Genomic DNA, 15,057 nt, shown 5'->3' on the forward strand with positions numbered 1-15,057 from the left:
GTCGCCTCCCCCTGGTCCCGCGGCGGCTGGACCAACTCCCAGGTCTTCGACCACACCAGCGTCCTACGCTTCCTCGAAGTCGTCACCGGCGTCCAGGAACCCAACATCAGCACCTGGCGCCGCCAGATCTGCGGCGACCTCACCAGCTGCTTCGACTTCACCAAACCCGACTACACCATCCCCACCCTCCCCGACACCACCGCCCTCATGGCCAAAGCCGACGCCAACACCAACCTCCCCGCCGTCAAACTCCCCACCACCGGCACCCAAGCCCTCCCACCCCAGGAGCAGGGGGAGCGCCCCCACCGCAGGCTGCCCTACCGTCCCTGGGCGGACCTCACGGTGGACCGCAGCACCGGCACCGTGACCTGCACGATGACCAACTCCGGTACGGTGGCGTTCCCTTACACGGTCTACCCGAACATCGTCTACGCGTTCGCGGGCACGCCGTTCACCGTCGCCCCGGGCGCCACCAAGACCTACACCTGGGACGCCGCCACCACCGACGGCCGCTACGACTTCACCGTCCACGGCCCCGACGGCTTCGTCCGCCGCTTCGCCGGCACCGTCACCAGGACCGGCCAGGACGACACCCCCGTCCCCTCGGTGACGGCCACGCCGGGCAGCTCCTCGCTCACCCTCCAGCTGGTCAACGACGGCGGCACCGAGGTCTTCCTCACCGCCGCCCCGAACGACTTCGCGGGCACGGCGCAGACCGTCTGGCTGGCCCCGAACAGCCGGACCACCCTCGGCTGGCCGCTCGACCAGGGCCGCTACGACGTCGTCGTGACGGGCGGCAACGGCACCCGCTTCACCCAGCGCTACGCGGGCACCCTGCACTGACCCGGGCGGTCCCGGACCGCCGCTGCGCGCCGGTCGCCCCGAGCGGCGGCCGGCGCACAGGGTCGGCGCAGCGTCAGTGCAGGGTCGGTGCAGCGTCAGTGCAGGCCGGCCCGGAGCGCGGTGACCCGGTCGGCCGCGGCGGTGAAGCCGGGCCGGTCCAGGGTGCCGGCGTCCAGCGCCGCGGCCAGCGCCGCGACCGCCTGGTCACCCTGGCCGGTGTCCCGGGCCGAGCAGAGCAGCAGGTCCATGCCGGCGGCGGCCGCGAGCACCGAGCGCTGCCCGGCGTTGCCGTACGCGTTGAGCGCCCCGGCCTCGATCGCGTCGGTGATGGTGACGCCCTGGAAGCCGAGCCGGCCGCGCAGCTCCTGCTGGACCACGGTGGGCGACAGCCCGGCCGGGTTCTTCGGGTCCAGCGCCGGGTAGACCGCCCAGGAGAGCATCACCAGCCCCACCCCGGCGGCGATCGCGGGCGGGTACGGCACCTCGTCCACGGTGCGCAGCATGGTCAGCGACAGCGGCAGGGTGACCGGCCCGAGGTCGGTGTTCTGGCCCGCGGGTGCCGAGCCGAGCCCGGGGAAGTGCTTGGCGGTGGCCGCCACCCCGGCCTTCTGCTGGGCCCGGACGAAGGCGGTGCCGAGGGTGGCGACCGTCCTCGGGTTGCTGCTGTAGGAACGGCCGGTGGCGTCGATGAAGTTGCCCGGCTTGTCGTACACGTCGAGGACCGGGGCGAGGTTGACGTTCAGGCCGAGCCCGGTGAGGTTCTTGCCGGCGCCGGTGCCGGCGGTGGCCGCCGCGGCGGCCGGGTCGGGCGAGTGGCCGATCTCCTTGGCGGAGGGCACCGGCGCCCCGGGCAGCCGCTTGATCTTGCCGCCTTCCTGGTCCGTCATCAGCAGCAGCGGCTCCTTGACGGGGCTCTGCCGCTGGGCCTCCCGCAGCTGGTCGACGACGGCCTTGAGCTGCGCCGGGCTGGAGACGTTCTCGCCGAAGAACACCACCCCGGCGGCCTGGCCGGCCCGGATGGTCCGCATCAGCGACTCGGGCGGGGTCAGACCGGGGTAGGAGTAGACGACCCGGCGCCCGGCGAGCTGCTCGGCGGTCTGCGCCGGCGCGGTCGCCGTCGGCTCCGGGCTCGGGGTGGCGGAGCTCGGGCTCGGGCTCGGTGTGGGGGTCGGCGTCGGCGTGGGGCTCTGCGCCGAGGGGCTCGGGGTGCTGGGGGCCGGGGACGGCCCGGCCGTCGGGGACGATCCCGAGGAACAGGCGGAGAGCAGCAGCGCCGCAGCGACGGCCACCCCCAGGACGCGCGAGGACACGGCCGCTCCCTTCTGCTCCACCGGGCCTGAAGATCGCCTCCAGGCTAATCCGGGGTGGCCGGGATGCGGCCGCCGCCGCGCGCGGTCACGGGGTGTTCTCGTACCAGCCCAGCGCGTCCGCCCCGGTCTCGTCCTCGGGTACCCCGTCGGCCCAGTTCGACGCCAGGTAGACCAGTGCGGCGGTGATCCCGAGCGCCCACCAGCCCCAGCGCGGTATCCGTTCTCCCATGGGGCCGAGCCTACGGCACCGTCGTCACACAATCGGACGACCAGTCAGATCCTTTGCCGTACAGCGACGTTGCGGTCGCCCGGCGGTCCGCGCCGGGCCGCCCCGCGGGTCACGCCCGGTCGCCGGCCAGCTGCCCCCGGAAGCCGCCCGCGACCAGCCGCCGGTAGGCCGCGAGGACCGGCTCCGGCACCTGCTGCTCGACGGCGAAGCCGCGGCGCGGGTACTCGACCACCCGCTGCAGGGTGCCGACCAGCTTCTCGACCACCAGCCGCCGATCCCCGATGCCGGCCGCGTAGGCGTCCAGCCCGATCGGTACCGAGGCGCAGACCGGCTCGACCTCGGGCCAGCGCAGCCGGCAGGTCGCGTAGGTCCGGCGCTCCATGTACGGCATCGAGACCAGCATCAGCGAGCGCACCCGGACGCCCGCCGCGGCCAGCACCGCCCGGGAGAGGGTGAGGTTCTCGCCGGTGTGGCGGGCGGCCGGCTCCAGCAGGACGGCCGCGGCGGGCATGCCGAGCGCGCGGGCCCGGGCGGCGAAGCCGACCGCCTCCCCGTCGGGGAACTCCTGCGGCCGGATCCGGTTGGCCCCGCCGCTGAACACCGCGACCGGGAACATCCCCGCCCGGTACAGCCGCGCCGCCTGGTCCGCCACCCCGAGGTCGTGGCTGCCGAACACCAGGGCCGCGTCGCACGGCCGCACCGGCCGGCCGAGCCGCAGGTACGCCCAGAGCACCCGGGCGTCCTGCCACCGCCGCCCGGCGGGCACCTGTTCCTGACCGTCCACCACATCCGCTCCAGCGCCTCGTCCCCGGCTCCCCACGCTAGGGGTTGTCCGGCCGGGAACGGCCGCGCCCCGGCCGACGGCCCGGGGCGGGCGGGTCGGCCGGGGCGGCGGGTGGCGCGCCGGGGCGGGTCAGCCCAGCAGGGCCGGCAGCTCGGCGATCGAGGCGAGCACGTGGGTGGCCCCGTCGGCCCGCAGGCGCTCCTCGCCGTGCGCACCGGTGAGCACGCCGGCCACCACCGGGGCGCCGGCGCGGGTGCCGGCGAGCATGTCGTAGCCGGTGTCGCCGGCCACCGCGACCTGGCGGACCGAGTCGGTGCCGGTGCGCAGCAGCGCGGTCAGCGCCAGGTCCGGGTAGGGGCGGCCGCGGCCGGCCTCGGCGGGGCAGAGTGTCAGGTCGGCGATGTCCTGCCAGCCGAGCGCGGCCAGGATGCGGTCCTGGGTGGAGCGGGAGAAGCCGGTGGTCAGCACGACCTTGCGGCCGGCCGAGCGGAGCTGCTCGATCGCCTCGGCGGCGCCGGGCAGGGCCTCGCAGTGACCGGCCTCGACCAGGTCGTGGTAGGCGGCTTCGAAGGCCAGGTTGGCCTGCTGGGCCTTGGCCTCCTCGCCGAACAGGTGCCGGAAGACCGAGATCTTGGACTCGCCCATGGTGACCCGGACGTGGTCCAGCATGCGGGCGTGGTCCGGGGTGCCGGCCTCGACGCCGAGCGCGGCCGCGGCGGCGTCGAAGGCCCGCTCGACCAGGCCGTCGTCGGCGACGGTGGTGCCGGCCATGTCCAGGACGACCAGGCGGATGTCGTTGCTCATGTGCGTTGCCCTTACAGGTTGGCGAGGTGTGCGGTGGTCTCGGCGATCGCCGGGGAGCAGGTCATGCCGCGGCCGCCGGGGCCGGTGACCAGCCAGACGGCGTCGCTCAGCTGCTCGCGGTGCACCACCCGGGTGGTGTCGGTGCACTGCGCGTACACGCCTGCCCAGCGGCGGCGGATCCGCGGCAGCGGACGGCCGAGCAGCTCCTCGGCGACCGCGGTGAGGTGCTCGTACGGCTCCTCGTCCACGTCGAAGCCGAACGGCTGGTCGTACTCGTGGGTGTCGCCGATGGTCAGCCCGCCGTGCTGGCGCTGGACCATCAGCAGCTGCATCTTGTGCTCGGCGGCGACCGGCGGCTGCGGGTGGGCGGCCTTGAGCGCCTCCAGCTCGGGGCCGGCGAAGGCGGGGTAGTAGCGGAAGCTGTCGCCGTCGGCGACCGAGGTGGTGAGCGGCTCGTCCAGCGGGTCGGTCTGCATCATCTGCAGCCGCACCCGGCGGACCGGCAGCTGGGGGGCGAGTTCGCGGACCAGGCCGCCGAGCCAGGCGCCGGTGCACAGGATCACCAGGTCGCCCTCGTGCAGCTGCCCGTGGTCGTCGCGCACGGCGCTGGAGCCGACCACCTCGCGGACCTCGCGGCCGGGCACGAAGGTGTACCGGCCGGAGGCCTCCAGCTCGGCACGCAGCGCGGGCTGGGCGAGCCGGGGTTCCACCGCGGCGTCCCGCTCGCACCACAGGCCGCCCAGGAAGTCGCCGCGCAGGGCGGGGTTGGCGGCCCGGACCTCGTCGGCGCCGAGCAGCCGGTACCCGCGCTCGGCGGCGTCCGGGCGCTTCAACGCCGCTTCGGCGACGGCCAGTTCCTCCTGGCTGCGGACCAGGGTGAGTGAGCCGTTGGCCCGGAAGTGCAGTCCGGGGACGCGCTCGCCGATCTTCTCCCAGAGCTCCCGGGCGCGCAGCGCGGTGGCGAGCTCCTCGCCGCCGGCCCGGCCGCTGACCCAGACCAGGCCGAAGTTGCGCACCGAGGCGCCGCGGGCCTCGGCCTCGCGCTCGATGTGGACCACCTCATGGCCGCGCTCGACGGCCTGCCAGGCGTGCATGGTGCCGAGCACGCCTGCTCCTACCACGATGACTCTCATGCGGACAGGCTCCGGCGGCCAGGTGACGGGAGGTCGTCCGGCCGGGGGACCGGAGATGAACCGCCTGGCAAAAGTTGTACAGACAACCTGGTCGGACCTGCGGGATCGACCCTCCCGCTACCCAAACCCCCTGCCCGCCCCACCGGTTCGACGGCCACCAAGAGTTCACCCCATCGTGGTCCGCCGGACGACCGGGCCATCACGGATGCCGCTAGTATCTGCCCGGTCACTCCCGGTGACCGCCGCAGGCGTGCACACCGCCCCCGCAATCGAAAGGCTCGCGGAGCCGATGGCCCCTCGACTCTCCGTCGTCGTCCCGATCTACAACGTCGAGCGCTACCTGCCCGAGTGCCTCGACTCGATAGCTGCACAGGCCTTCGACGACTTCGAGTGCGTCATGGTCGACGACGGCTCCACGGACGGCAGCGCGGCGATCGCCGAGGAGTACGCCGCGAAGGACCTGCGCTTCCGCCTGGTCCGGCAGGCCAACAAGGGCCTGGGGGCGGCCCGCAACACCGGCTGGCGCCACCTCGACCCCGGCAGCGAGTACCTGGCCTTCGTGGACAGCGACGACACCCTGCCCGCCGGCGCCTACCGGCTGATGATCGACACCCTGGACGACACCGGCTCGGACTTCGCCACCGGCAACGCCCTGCGCCTGCGCACCACCGGCTACTCGCCCTCGCACGCCCACCGCAAGCCGTTCCGCGAGACCCGGCTGCGCACCCACGTCACCGAGATCCCCGCCCTGGTCACCGACCGCACCGCGTGGAACAAGGTCTACCGGCGCAGCTTCTTCGACGGCGCCGGCGTGCTCTACCCCGAGGGCATCCTGTACGAGGACGCGCCGGTCAGCGTGCCGCACCACTACCTGGCCGAGAGCGTGGACGTGCTCTCCGAGCCGGTCTACCACTGGCGGGTGCGCGAGGACGGCGACCTGTCGATCACCCAGAAGAAGACCGACCCGCGGGGGCTGATCGACCGGGTCCGCTCGATGGAGCTGGTCCGCGAGTGGCTGCTCGCCCGCCCGGAGCCACGCTTCCGCGAGCACCTGCGCAGCTACGACCGGAACTCCCTGACCGAGGAGATCCCGATGTTCTTCTGGTCGGTCCCGGACGGCGACCCCACCTACCGCGCGGCCTACCAGCAGCACGTCGGCCGCCTCCTGCGCGCCATCGGCGTCGACCAGATCGACCCGCTAGGCGCCCAGCTGCGCGTCAAGTACCGCCTCACCCTGGCCAACCGGATGCACGAGTTCGTCGCCCTCCAACGCCTCCACCGCCGCGTCCGCCGCCTGCGCACCCGCACCACGACGGCCTGACACCGGCACCGGGCACGGCCCTCAGAGGTCGAGCTCTCGCCGCGACATGCGCCGCCGTAGACACCTCTCCCGGTCACGCGCCTGCATCCTCGGCTCCCGGAGCAGGGCGTCGAACTCATCGTCATCAATGAGCTGTTGGGCCATGACCACATCGGAGTGACCGCGACGGTGTACGCCCACATCCGCCTCCGGCGCGACGCCATCGACCTCCTCAGCCGCACCCTCGGCAAGCCCTCCGAGGCCGCAACCGACCCCGACGACAGCGACGGCTCGCCGCTTTGTGCAGCACCCGTCCGATGATGTTGCCGTCAACTACTGCCGTCAAACGCTCAGGGGCCCATCGGAGACGCTTCCGATAGGGCCCCTGAGTTTCAACTCAATCGAATTCTTCGAGCCGCTTTCGCGGATATCCATGGAGTCGCTTGAACCACTCCATGGGATCCTCTAATTCTCGCAGATCACAACTCGGTCCGGCAGTGGCTAAGCCGGGTCGATGACGATTGGCTCTCCCGAGTGCAAGTAGAGGACATATCCGGCTTCCTCATCCGAGAGATCGGAAACAGGACAAACCCCGAGTGCCCATGTCGGCCGAGGCGTCCATCCGAAATCAGCAGGCGGATCGTACTGGTCGATGGCGACCACTTGAACCTCGGTTGGTGGGATTCCCAGCATGCAAGTCTCCCCAGCCGAAAGCTCGGACGGGTCGGGCTCCACTCTCCACGGAGTATTGCGCCAATCCCAGTGGTTAGGATCGCGCGAGAATCCAACCGTTCCATCCCAACGATTCTTCGACTCGTCGTCGATCTCGCGCCACGGCCACTCAATGAAGACACGAGTGGCGGTCGTGGAAGATACATACGTGTCAACTGGCTCGGCGGAGAGGATCAGGCGATCGCCGCGCGCGAACCCTTCGGCACTCTCATGTCTGACTCGCCTCATTGCTACCACCCTTCAGACCAGAATAGTGTAAACGGCGACTTATCTGCGTTGCCGCCGCGATATCCAGCGCCACCAAACACTAGATTCCTTGAGTCCAGACGGCCATAGCAAATATCCCAGCAAATATTGCGGGACGTTCCTCCGTAGCCAACTATCTCATTTGGCCCAAGGTTATCCAGAATTGTTTCCTCCGCGTGCCCTCGCCCCGGCACGAACTCCTCCCCCGGACGGAGGATCCAGTTAGAGGGCATGCCACCCGAACCTTCGAAGGCAATTCGGTTCACCCAGGTCTTCGTTTCGGTATTAAAGACACCGATCACTGCCGTGGTGCCCTTTTGATCCGCATGCGGATAGTCAGTTCGCATGCCCTGGAGTTCTTCGGCTCTGCCCCTTGCGCCAATTGCATCCAGTTCACTGGGGCCACACTCATTATGCACCAGCACCGGCGTGGTCCCCGCCAGCACATAGTACGTGTGGTAGTTGGCGACCGTGAGGTTGTACATCGCCTTGGTACCGTGGATTGCAAGCACCGAGGTGATCTCGACCTGAGTCCCGTCGGCGCTCCGCAGGCTGTGACCGGCGACGAGGTCCGACGCCGGCGTCCACGAGCCTGTGGTTTCGTCCCAGAAGGGGTGGCGTGCGGTGGTGTGGAGAGTGGATTCGGCACCTGACGCGTCCTTGGTTGTGACATCGACCAGGTCCTCGTCCGTGTGGACCAGCTTGGCAGTGACGGTCTGGGCGGCCTGGTTCTCGACGTGGCTCTGGTCCGCTGCCTCGACCTGGTCGCCTTCCGACAGGTCGCCGATCGGCTTCGCCGTCCCGTCCGCCATGAGCACGGGGGTGTCCGGCGTGAAGCTGCAGGTGGCCGGTTCCGGCTCATGACCGCCGCCGCCTGCTCCTTCGCCCGGACTCGACGGCTCGGCCGCGGGCTCGGCCGGCGGGGAGGGATCGGACGGCGGGTGGGGGTCATCCCCCTTGGGCGTGGCCGGCTTGTCGGTCTTTCCGAGGCGCAGAGAATCGTCGAACGCCTTGGTCGCCGCTTCTCCGCCGTCCTCCGCGGCCTTGGTCAGCAGTCCTCTGAACTTCGACCCGATCTTCGCGACCACTCGTCGGGCGAATACGCTGAGCCCGCCTTCAACCTCGACCTCGGGGCTGACCACGAGCGTCGATGCTTCAACAAGAACCTTCCCAGCTTCGTACTGTGAAGTATTCTTCCTGACCTTCAGGTGCTTCGAGACCGTGTCGGAGATGAAGGAGGTGAACTTCTTCTTGAACGGCGCCAGACCGGGATTGATGAACTCGGTTGCGCTGTTGTCGAGCGAGGCGAGCTCATCGACAATGCCGCCGATCGCATCACGAAAGTCACCCTGCGGCGGGGGTGCGTCGCCGCCGCTCTTGTCGAGGCGGTTGGCGATCAGGCCGGTCGGGTCGCTGCCGGAGACGGGGTTGTTGGCGGCGTAGGCGTAGCCGCCCATCTGGTCGGGGTCGCCCGCTTCGAAGACGGGGTCGACGGTGAGGAAGCGGCCGATCGCCGGGTCGTAGTTGCGCGCCCCGAGAAGGCTGAGCCCGGTCGTGGCGTCCGTGGGTCGGCCCAAGTAGCCGTGGTTGTCGGCCCAGGCGTTGGGCGGTGTGCCGCGGACGTTGCCGTAGGGATCGAAGTTCCGCCTCGTGATGGCAAGCGTGCTGCCGTCGACCTGCAGCTGGGCCGTGCCCTGGGCGGTGGTCGGCTGGTAGCTGACTGTGCCGTTGCTGGAGCGGACGATGGCCGTGCCGTCGGGCGAGGAGTAGTAGCGCTGCCCGGTGACCACCTTGGTGGTGTTGTTGAGGGTGAGCTGTTCCGCCCCACCGAAGAGGTACAGGACGTTGGACCCGCTGGCGGGCCCGCGCTGGACGAGCAGGCCACCGTCGGCGTCGTAGATGTACTTGGTGGGCGCGCCGTTGGTGGTGACGGTGTCGGTGCGGCCCTCCTCGTTGTACGTGAAGGCCTGGCTGCCGGTCTTGCTGCCGGTGGTGTCGCGGCCGGTGGTGTTGCCGGCGGGGTCGTAGTGGGGGGTGAGGGTGGTGGTGCCGGTGGTCGGATTGGTGGTGGTGATGGAGGTGGCGGTGTTGGGCTGGGCCGCGACCGCGGTTCCCGCGCCGGGATAGGTGCTGCTCTGGGTGGTGTTCTTGGCGGCATTGCCGGTGATGTCGTGCTGGACCTGCTGGTTCCGGTCACCGAGCTGGTTGTACTGCCAGTCCAGCCAGTACGGAGCGGGCCCACCGATGGAGGCCGCCGTCGGCCGGGTGGTGACACACCGGGCCAACTGCCCCGCGGTCACGGCGGTGATGCCGTTGCTGTCGGTCCAGGCGGTGGTCAGACGGTTCTGGGCGTCGTAGCCGAAGCATTGGGTGTCCGTGGTGCGGTCGGTGCCGCCGCTGGACTGGGTGTCGGTGATGGTGGTGGGGTTGCCGGCCTGGTCGTAGCCGTAGGTGAGGTTGGAGATGGGGTTCGCGGTGTTGGTCTGGAGGGTGACCTTGTTGGTGGCGAGTCGGCCGGTCGCCTGGTCGTAGGTCCGGTTGGTGCGCAGCTGCTTGCCGGGCATGCCGACGGTGGTCTGCAGCACCTGCCCGAGCGGGCTGTAGGCGACCGGGCCCGCGTACTTGGTGCTATCGGATCCCGCACCGATCAGGAGACCTTGGGCGTTGTAGCCGTAGCCGACCGTCTCGGCGGGCAGACCGCCTTCGCTGCCGTAGGTGGTGGATCCGAGCCAGCCGACGTCCTTGGTGTAGTCGGTCTTGGCGGTGTAGCTGCCGGCCAGCTTGCCCTCGTCCACCGGAATGGTGGTGGTGACGCTGGTGGGCTGGTAGTTGGCGTTGTAGGAGTCGACCGTCTTGGTGTAGGCGCTCCCGGTCTTCCCGCCGACGTAGCGGGTGCTGCTGTCGATCAGGCCCTTGTACTTCTGGTCGTAGCTCCACTCGGCCAGGAGCTTGCTCGAGTCGGTCGTGCCCGTGCCGGAGTACTCGCCGACCCGTCGGCCCGCCAGATCGTAGCTGAAGGCGAGGCTCTGGTTGCGGGCATCGGTGGTAGTGGCGACGCGGCCGTACCGGTCGTAGGTCGTCCGGGACAGGCCGCTGTCGGGGTCGGTCTTGGAGGTGAGTTGGCCCTGCAGGTCGTAGCCGTAGGACCAGGTGTTCCCGGCGTTGTCCTTGACGGTGTCGAGCTGACTGCCGGGGGTGTAGGTGTACATGGTGGTGATGTCGGCCGCAGCTGCGGAGTTGGCGGTGTTGCTCGCCCAGACCTTGGTGTTGGCCGCGTCGTACAGGGCGAGGTTGGCGTCACCCTGGACCTTGAGATAGCCGCCGGTGTGGGTGCCGGAGTTGCTGGACCAGAGCTGCGTGGTGCCGTTGGTGTCGAGGACGACGAGGTTGCCGTCGGCCGTGACCTTGGCGCTCGCACCCGGGTGGCCGGCGGTGCTGGTGGACCAGAGCGCCTTGCCGTCGGCGATGCCGTTCAGGACCAGGTTGCCGTCCGCCTGCATCGACAGCCGGACGCTCCTGGACAGCACGGACGTCCCGGCGGTGATCGTCGTCCCGCCGGGCAACTGCCGGTCGGGAGTGGAATCACGGGCGACCGTGGACGTGGTCCGCCCGAGCGCGTCGACGTACGTGGTCGTGGCGGTCCCGCCCTCGGGCGGAGTGGTGTCGACCCGGTCCACGCCCTTGTAGGTGGTCGCGGACTGCCAGAGGACGTCGGCGAACGACCGGAGCGCGCCGGTCACAGCCCGGCCCTGCCCGTCGTAGCCGGTCTGGGTGACAGAGGGTCCGGTCTGGTTGGTCTCGGCCCACAGGGTGGTGCCCGGTGCGGTCGTCGTGTCGACGTACGGAGCGATGCTGCGGACGTTCCAGCCGTGCGAGTCGTAGAAGCTGGAGGAGATCAACCGCCCGGCACCGTTGTCGGGCCGGGTCGACTGGCCCTGGCGGGCCTGCAGGAATCCGTCGTAGAGGGTGACCGCCGTGTTGTACAGGCCACCTTCCAGGAGCGTCTGGGTGGTGACGGTGGTCGGATCGGGGTTGTCGCCCGCGCCGTGCACCGAGTAGCTGAACTTGCGGTCCGGACTCTGGGTCGCCTTGTCCCGGCCGGGGGTCCAGACCGCCGCACGGCGGCCCAGCGTGTCGTAGGTCGACTCGGTCACCTTGCCGTTGGCATCGACCGCCTTGGTCACCAGGCCCCGGGCGGGCGCGATGGTGCTGCTGGCTGTCCACCCCATCGGGTTGGTGGTCGAGAACGAGGTCGGCAGGACCGAGGTCACCGGCGAGTACGTGGTGGTGGTCGCCAGACCACCGAGATCCAGGCTCTTCACCACCCGGCCGTAACCGTCGTAGGCCACCGCGCCGGTCGTCTGGAACTGCGGTGCACCGGAACCGTCGTAGCCCGTCAGGATCTGGTTCGAGGTCGCCAGGCCGAGCGTCGTGCCGTTCTGGCCGAGCGTGCCCGGGGTCCCCGGGTTGGTGACCGTGCCGTCGCCGTCGTAGAAGACGCGGCTGTCGTTGATCGTCGTGGTGCTACCGGCTGATGTGGTGCACGGGCCGGCGACCGTGACGATCTCGCTCGGGTAGCCGAGCATCATGGGGTTGCCGGCCGGAGCGGCCGCGTACTTGGTGGTGGTACAGGTCTCCTGCGAAGGGACCGTGACATCTCCCTTGCTGTCGACCTGCGACACTCGCCCCAGGCCGTCGAAGGAGGTCCGGTCCTGGGTCGTGCGCCAGGTGACGCCGTCCGACAGCAGGCCGAGCGAGCGTGCCGACGCGGACTCGGCCCGGTGCGCGATCAGGTCCGGCAGGGTCGACAGGTGTGCCGGGGCGGGCACTTCCGAGGTCCACGCGGTGCGCGGTGTGCTGGTGACCGGCACGACCGTGGGCTCGTCGATCAGGGACTTGCCGGTGACGCTTCCGCCGGCCTGCGTGTAGGACGCGCTCTCCTGCGCCGCCCCCGCCAGCCAGGGGCTGTCGGTGATCTGCTCTCCGAGGGAGTTCGCCAGCTTGACGCTGCGCCGGGCGCCGTCAGCCTTGAAGTCACCGTCCATGCCGCGCAGATACGAGACCGTGCTCTGGGTGACCGGATCGGGCGCCGAGCCGGAGGTCGTCGTGACGGTGCGGTAGCCGCGGAAGTCGTTCCAGGTGCGGTACTTGTCGTCGGTGAGTTCGGAGTCGTCGCGGTGCCAGGCCGTGCCACCGCTGTAGTCGTACTTCACGACCTGCGCGGGAGACCCGGCCTTGGTCCGGTCGCTCGAGGTGATCTGGGTCACCAGGGTCTTGTTGAACCAGTCCGCGATCGGGTCCTTGGCCCCCGGCGTGTTCCAGTAGACCGGGTAGCACGCCATGGTGTTGCTGTCGGCGGAGGCCGGCATGGTGCCCTTGACCCGGGAGCACTCGGGGTCGCGGTAGGTGACCGCGATGGAGGCGCCCGTCTCGGTCTGGACGCTGGAGATCCGCGGGTGGTACAGCGGCGGGGCGGCCGGGGTGAGGCCGTCGACCCGGTTGTCCATCTCGATGCCGGTGAAGGTGACCGGGTCGAGGGCGATGCTGTCGGCTCCGCCTGCCGTGGTGTCCTTGCCGGTGTGCCGGACCGACTGCAGCCACATCACCGCCTGCAGGGCGCCGACGTTCTTGGGGTCCTGGGTCTTGCCGGTGACGGGGTCCATCGTGCCGCCCGCGTCCGAGAAGACGTGGGTGAGGTCGTAGGTGTCGACGTCCTGCCAGCCGGCCCCGGTGCGGATCCTGGTGTCGATGGACTTGAGCCGGTAGGTCGACCAGAAGGTCGGCGCCGCAACCTGGCAGACGTCGTCGCCGGTGCCGGAGGTCTTGTACGTGGAGGGGCAGTTCAGGTCGTACGGGCTGTCCTGCCAGTTGGTGGCGGTGGCCTTCGACAGGTTCCCGTACTGGCAGACCGCATCGGATGCGGTGCAGCGCTGAGCGGTGTTGAAGACGACCTTCGCGGAGGGCTCCCGGCCGGCGACGGCGTCGGCGAGCTGGTAGCCGTATGAGATCTGGGTGAGGTAGCCGCCGCGGGTGTACGCGGTCAGGGTGCCGCCGGCGCCGGACTGAACGACCTGTCCGTAACCCATGTTGTAGTAGTTGGACTCGTTGGCCCAGTCGTAGCGCTGGACGTTGCCGTTCGGGTCGACGATGAAGTCGAGGTTGAACCGGTAGCCGGGCTGCTTGTCGCACTGCGACGCACTGCCCTTGGCGGCGGAGTAGCACGGGTCACCGCTGTTGGGGTGGTAGACCGGCACGCCCCAGGCGCTGTTGGTGGCACTGTCCGACGTGGTGCCGGGCGCGTGGTTGAGGCCGAGGTAGTACGAGGTACCGTCGGTCGTGGTGACCTTGAAGTACTCGCCGTCCCACAGCCCGTTGGAAGCGCCCGTCAGCCGCTCGATCTTCGTACCGTCGTCCGTCTGCAGGTGGTAGACGCCCGCACCGTCCCGGACCAGCTGCCCGCTGTGGGAACCGAGCGAGAGGGTCGCGTTCCAGCCGGCCCAGCACTCGTCCCCCGAGTCCTTGATGCCGGAGTTCGCACAGGGCTTGTAGGACCGCTCGATGAATCCCGGGCTGTAGGACCAGCCGTCACCGATCCAGGAGGACTGCGAGTTGCGCGCCGAGGTCTCGCCGTCGATCGACTGCGAGTCGTACGACAGGCTGACGGTCGGGCCATCCCCGGCGAGTGACGGTGGAGCCGTCACCGGGTAGCTGTACGTGAACGATCCGGCCGCCGAGGCCGACCAGGCACCCGCCGCGGACAGCGACGTGGCCGTGTAGTCGCCCTGCGAGCCGCCGGTACCGGCCACCGCGGCGACCGCCGTGCCACCGGGAGCCGCCGCGGGCGCCCTCGGCGCGGCCAAGGCCGACCTGGCCCGGGGGGCCGTCCCGGTCAGCGCGACGGTGCCGGTGATCCTGCGGGTCAGCGGGTCGTTGGTGAACTCCATCGGCTGCTGCACCCGGCACGCCGCCACCTCGGGGGTGGTGAGCGCACAGGACGGCATCCGGACCAGGTGCAGGCGGGACGCCCACCCTCCGCCGTACGCCTGCTCGATGGAGCTGTAGTCGAGGGAGACCGCGACGTTGTCGGCGCCCGGTCCGCCGTCGGCGCGGCCGAGGCCGACCAGCAACCCGTCGACATCGGCGGACTTGGCCTGGTTCCGGTCGGCGACCTGCACGTTCACCGACGACGCCGATGCACCCTGTGCACCGGCGGACGGCGCCAGTGGACCGACCGGGGAGAGCACCTGCAGGGAAACCGGCGACGACTTCGCCGACGACCCGAGCTCGACCTTGGTGGCGGAACCCTTCGGCCAGGTAGCGGGCACGACGGGGCGCGGCTTGAGTTCGCGAGCGCCGACCGGCACCTGCGAAGGCAGGGAGCTGCGCCCGTCGGCGGGGTGGCCGGGAACCTTCGGCGACTCGGGGAGCGGGTCGGCCGCCCAGCTGCGGTCGATGGCTTGGAACGGACCGATGACGACCTCGGCGGCGGCAGCCACCGGCACGGTCAGGGAGAAGGCGGTGAAGGCCGCGAGCGCGACCGTTCCCCGTCTGCGCCAGGACCGGCGCCGGGCCCGTAGGAATGTGTGATACCTGTCGCGCAAAACTGACCCTCACTCAGGAAGTGGACGAATGCCGGGCGCGTCCATCCAGAAGCCACCCCCGACCATGGTCAGCGA

8 protein-coding genes are annotated in these 15,057 nt (G+C 70.3%); 2 read left to right on the forward strand and 6 right to left on the reverse strand.

The genetic code is table 11. The features are described from left to right. Positions 1-843: phospholipase domain-containing protein (locus tag ABT014_RS16735; protein ID WP_350639503.1), on the forward strand; the 843-nt coding region annotated here is incomplete at its 5' end. Positions 844-938: 95 nt separating this feature from the next. Here the strand turns inward: ABT014_RS16735 and ABT014_RS16740 are convergent. The 5 genes from ABT014_RS16740 to ABT014_RS16760 form a co-directional block, all read right to left on the reverse strand. Next, positions 939-2,153 carry a glycoside hydrolase family 3 N-terminal domain-containing protein gene (locus ABT014_RS16740; RefSeq protein WP_350639504.1) on the reverse strand — a complete coding sequence of 405 codons (1,215 nt, stop codon included), beginning with the start codon at positions 2,151-2,153 and terminating at the stop codon, positions 939-941. Positions 2,154-2,238: 85 nt separating this feature from the next. Then, entirely contained in the window at positions 2,239-2,382 is a 144-nt protein-coding gene (locus ABT014_RS16745) for a hypothetical protein (protein ID WP_350639505.1), read from the reverse strand. A 109-nt stretch (positions 2,383-2,491) separates the two neighbouring features. Then, positions 2,492-3,166, reverse strand: coding sequence for a YdcF family protein (locus ABT014_RS16750; protein ID WP_350639506.1), 675 nt, complete (start codon positions 3,164-3,166; stop codon positions 2,492-2,494). A 129-nt stretch (positions 3,167-3,295) separates the two neighbouring features. Next, on the reverse strand, positions 3,296-3,970 hold the full coding sequence (locus ABT014_RS16755) for a phosphonatase-like hydrolase (protein WP_350639507.1): 675 nt from the start codon (positions 3,968-3,970) through the stop codon (positions 3,296-3,298). A gap of 11 nt (positions 3,971-3,981) precedes the next feature. Then, positions 3,982-5,103 (reverse strand): TIGR03364 family FAD-dependent oxidoreductase, encoded by a 1,122-nt coding sequence (locus tag ABT014_RS16760; RefSeq protein WP_350639508.1) that lies wholly within the window; start codon positions 5,101-5,103, stop codon positions 3,982-3,984. Between the two features lie 289 nt (positions 5,104-5,392). Between ABT014_RS16760 and ABT014_RS16765 the strand changes: the two genes are divergently transcribed. Further along, positions 5,393-6,424, forward strand: coding sequence for a glycosyltransferase family 2 protein (locus ABT014_RS16765; protein WP_350639509.1), 1,032 nt, complete (start codon positions 5,393-5,395; stop codon positions 6,422-6,424). A 941-nt stretch (positions 6,425-7,365) separates the two neighbouring features. Here ABT014_RS16765 and ABT014_RS16770 read toward each other — a convergent pair. Continuing rightward, positions 7,366-14,562, reverse strand: a complete 7,197-nt coding sequence (locus ABT014_RS16770; RefSeq protein ID WP_350639510.1) for a polymorphic toxin-type HINT domain-containing protein — start codon at positions 14,560-14,562, stop codon at positions 7,366-7,368. Positions 14,563-15,057: the final 495 nt, after the last annotated feature.

This window comes from Kitasatospora sp. NPDC094015, assembly GCF_040304075.1.
Taxonomy (GTDB): domain Bacteria; phylum Actinomycetota; class Actinomycetes; order Streptomycetales; family Streptomycetaceae; genus Kitasatospora.